This is a genomic window from Variovorax sp. 20P10.2.4 (assembly GCF_058244205.1).
Genome location: NZ_JBZAYE010000685.1, coordinates 1 through 3,690, shown reverse-complemented (window position 1 = coordinate 3,690; position 3,690 = coordinate 1). Strand labels below are relative to the sequence as shown.

The 3,690-nt window shown below is 71.9% G+C and carries 3 protein-coding genes; all 3 read right to left on the bottom strand.

Translation table 11 applies throughout. The features are described from left to right. Positions 1-995 (bottom strand): CaiB/BaiF CoA transferase family protein (locus AC27VN_RS35670; RefSeq protein WP_490879673.1); only part of this gene is annotated, 995 nt, incomplete at its 3' end. Continuing rightward, the gene (locus tag AC27VN_RS35665; protein ID WP_490879672.1) at positions 992-2,353 is read right to left on the bottom strand and encodes a phenylacetate--CoA ligase family protein; all 1,362 of its coding nucleotides are present in this window, start codon (positions 2,351-2,353) and stop codon (positions 992-994) included. The genes AC27VN_RS35665 and AC27VN_RS35670, both read right to left, overlap by 4 nt. 36 nt (positions 2,354-2,389) lie before the next feature. After that, positions 2,390-3,690, bottom strand: a 1,301-nt coding sequence (locus AC27VN_RS35660) for an aldehyde dehydrogenase family protein (RefSeq protein WP_490879671.1), incomplete at its 5' end; no start/stop codon positions are given.

Sequence of the window (3,690 nt, the reverse complement as noted above, 5' to 3'; positions counted from 1 at the left end):
TGCGCGCGCACGCCGCCGACGTCGAGCACCGGGCCGCAGGGCACGCCCGCGCGCATCAGCTCCTGCGCGATGGCCTCGCCATCGCGCGTGGCCAGCAGCGCCTCGAGCTCGGCCTTGAGCGCCGCCGCGTTCGCGAGCCGCTCGCTGTTGTGCGCGAAGCGCGGATCGTCGGCCAGCTCGGCGCGGCCCAGCAGCGCGACCAGGCGGCGGAACTGGCCGTCGTTGCCCACGGCGATGAACACGTTGCAGCTGCGCGTGGCGAAGGCGTCGTAGGGACAGATGTTGGGATGCGCGTTGCCGCTGCGCCCCGCGACGCGGCCCGACAGGAAGTGGTTGGGCAGGTGCGGATGCATCAGCGAAACGCCGGTGTCGAACAACGTGGCCTCGACCGACTGGCCCCGGCCCGAGCGCTCGCGCTCGCGCAGCGCCATCAGGATGCCGATGACCGCGTGCAGCCCGGTCGCGATGTCGATCACCGGGATGCCCATGCGCAGCGGCGCGCCGCCGCGTTCCCCGTTGACCGACATCAGCCCGGTCATGGCCTGCGCGACCGCGTCGTAGCCCGGCAGGCCGCCCAGCGGGCCGTCGGCGCCGAAGCCGCTGACGCGGCAGTGCACCAGGCGCGGGAAGCGTTCGCGCAGGAAGTCCTCGTAGCCGATGCCCCAGCGCTCGAGCGTGCCGGGCTTGAAGTTCTCGACCAGCACGTCGGCGTCCGCGAGCAGGCGCAGCAGCAGCGCGCGGCCCTCGGGCAGCGAGAGGTCGAGCGCGACGCCCTGCTTGTTGCGGTTGACGCCGAGGAAGTAAGAAGCCGCGCCGTCGAGGAAGGGCGGGCCCCAGTCGCGCGTCTCGTCGCCCTGCGGTGGCTCGACCTTGATCACCTGCGCGCCATGGTCGGCCAGCATCTGGGTGCAGAAGGGGCCCCCGAGCACGCGCGACAGGTCGATCACGCGCAGGCCGGCCAGCGCGCCCGGCGTGGTTTGCGTCGCGTGCGTCATGCCGGGCTGGCCTCCACGGCGCCGCGCCGCAGCACGCGGGTAGCCTTGGCCTCGTAGCGCGGCAGCGCGCCCTCGTCGTGGCAGCGCACCTCGCACGTGAGGCCCAGCCGGGCCTTGAGCCGCACGCGCACCTCGCGCGCCAGGTCGTCGTGCGCGCAGGCCGCGCCGGGCACGCGCTCCACGGCCACCTCCATGTGGTCGAGCACGGTGCGCTCGCTGTCGATGTAGATCTGCCAGGCATCCTTGGCCAGACCCTCGACGCCCGCGATCACGTCCTCGATCTGCGAGGGATAGACCAGCACGCCGCGCACCTTGAGCATGTCGTCCGAGCGGCCGATGATGCGGCCGATGCGCGCATAGGCATGGCGGCCGCAGGCGCAGCGGTAGGGCTGGGCCGAACGGCGCACCAGGTCGCGCGTGCGCCAGCGCAGCACCGGCGAGGCCTCCTTGTCGAGCGTGGTGAAAACGATCTCGCCGACCTCGCCCGGCGCCACCGGGCGCAGGGTCTGCGGGTCGAGGATCTCGCTGAGCACGCTGTCGTCGTTGACCAGGTGCATCTCGTCATCGCCGTGCGAATGCGGGCAGGAAACGCCGAGCACCGGCCCGCCGGCCTCGGTGGTGCCGTAGATGTTGTGCGCCAGGAAGCCCTCGGGCATCAGCGCTTCCATCTCGCTGCGGAAGGTGGCCGACACCGACTGGCCGCCGAACAGCCCCACGCGCAGCGCCCAGTCGCGGCGCGGGTCGATGCCGGCCTTGCGCGCCTGTTGGATCAGCGTCATCAGCCACAGCGGCGACATGGTCGTGACCGTGTGGCGGTGGTCGCGCAGCCACTGCACCATCAGCTCGCCGCGGCCCGGGCCGACGGGGAAGTTGACCGCGCCGTAGGCCTTGAGCGCCTCGTCCATCGAGCTGCCGCCGATCCACAGGCCATAGCCGTAGCCCTGGTAGACGCGATCGCCCGCGCGCACGCCCACGGTGCGGTAGATGCGCGCGAGCTGGCGCACCAGCGTGTCTTCCCAGTCCTTTTGCGTGAATCCGAACAGCACCGGCAGGCCCGTGGTGCCCGAGGTGGCGCAGAAGCGCACCACCTGCTCGAGCGGCACCGTGAGCAGCGGGTACGGATAGAGCGCGCGCAGGTGGCTCTTCTCGAGCAGCGGCAGCGCCTGCAACGCGGCGCGGTCCTTCAGGTCGAGCGGCGAGGCGCCGGCCGCCGCGAAATGCGCCCGCCACTGCGGCGAGTCCGCGAGCCGGCGGCCGAGCGCGGCGAGCTTGGCGTCCTGGCGCGCCTGCAGTTCGTCGAGCGACAGGAAATCGTCGGCGGCATCGGCCGCGGCCTGCGCATTGCGGGATTCGGTCATGGGGCGTCTCCTTTGTTATTGGCTGCAGTCCGCGCTTCAGGCGGCGAGGTAGCGGCGCGTCTGCAGCACGCGGAAGCGCGGCAGCACGAAGGCGGTGTCGCACAGCGCCGCGTTGCCGGCGGCGTTGTGGCCGCTCACGTGCAGGTCGCTGAAGGCGGCGGACTGGTTCACGAGCATCGGGCCGGTCATGTCGAGCGTGAGATGCACGCCGGCATCGGCGGCCGCGTTCTTCGTGCGGCGCACGAAGGCCTCGTCGCGCGAGTACACCGACCAGGTGATCGCGCCGCGCGAGCGCGTGACCTCGTGCGCATGCCGCAGCGCCGCGTTGGCGTCCTCGGTCACGATCAGCAGGCTGATCGGGCCGAAGTGCTCGCGCGCGATGGTGTCCAGGGCTTCGGGCGGCACGGCGTAGAGGGCCGGGGTGCGCAGCATCGCATCGGGCAGGTCGGGATGCGCGAGCCGGCGCGAGGCGAACACCGGCTCGCCGAGCGATGCCGCCTCGACGGCGCGCGCCTCGGTCGCATCGCTCTGGATCGCGCCCAGCAATTCGATGGCGCGCACCGGATCTGCGACCAGCTTGGCCACGGCCGGGGCGAGGTCGGCCTTGAAATCCTCGACCGTCTTCGCCGTGCCGTCCTGCAGCCGGATGCCCGCGCGCGGCAGGTAGATGCTCTGCGGCGTGGTGCACATCTGGGCGCTGTAGAGGCTCAGCGTGAGCGCGAGGTTGCGTACCAGGCCGGGGTAGTCGCCGGTGCTCTCGATCAGCACCGCGTTGACACCCGCCTTCTCGGTGAAGACATGGGCCTGGCGCGCGTGGCTTTCGAGCCAGTCGCCGAATTCGGGACCGCCCGTGAAGTCGATCAGCTTCACGCGCGCATCGAGCGCGAGTGCCTTGGTCTTGGGCGCGGCGCGCGTGTCGACCAGCAGCTGCACCACGTCGGCGTCGAGCCCCAGGCCCGCGAGCACCGTGCGTGCCGTATCGACGCACAGCGCGAGCGGCAGCACGGCCGTGGGATGCGGCTTCACGACCACCGGGTTGCCCGTGACCAGGCTCGCGAACAGGCCGGGGTAGGAGTTCCAGGTCGGGAAGGTGGCGCAGCCGATCACGGCCGCGATGCCGCGCGGCAGGATCTCGAAAGTCTTCTCCACGCGCAGCGGCCGGCGCGCATCGGGCTTCTCCCAGAGCACGCGCGCCGGATAGGCGCCCATCTCGCGCACGGCGATGGCCACGGCCTCGAGCGCGCGGTCCAGCGCATGCGCGGTGCCGGCCTGGAAGGCCATCGCGAACGGCTGGCCGCAGGCATGCATGCAGGCGAAGGCCATCTCGAAGGCGCGCT

What these genes read in the sequence shown, in the direction of transcription:
- AC27VN_RS35665 (WP_490879672.1), bottom strand. Translation starts at nt 2,353, where the DNA reads ATGACCGAATCCCGCAATGCGCAGGCCGCGGCCGATGCCGCCGACGAT.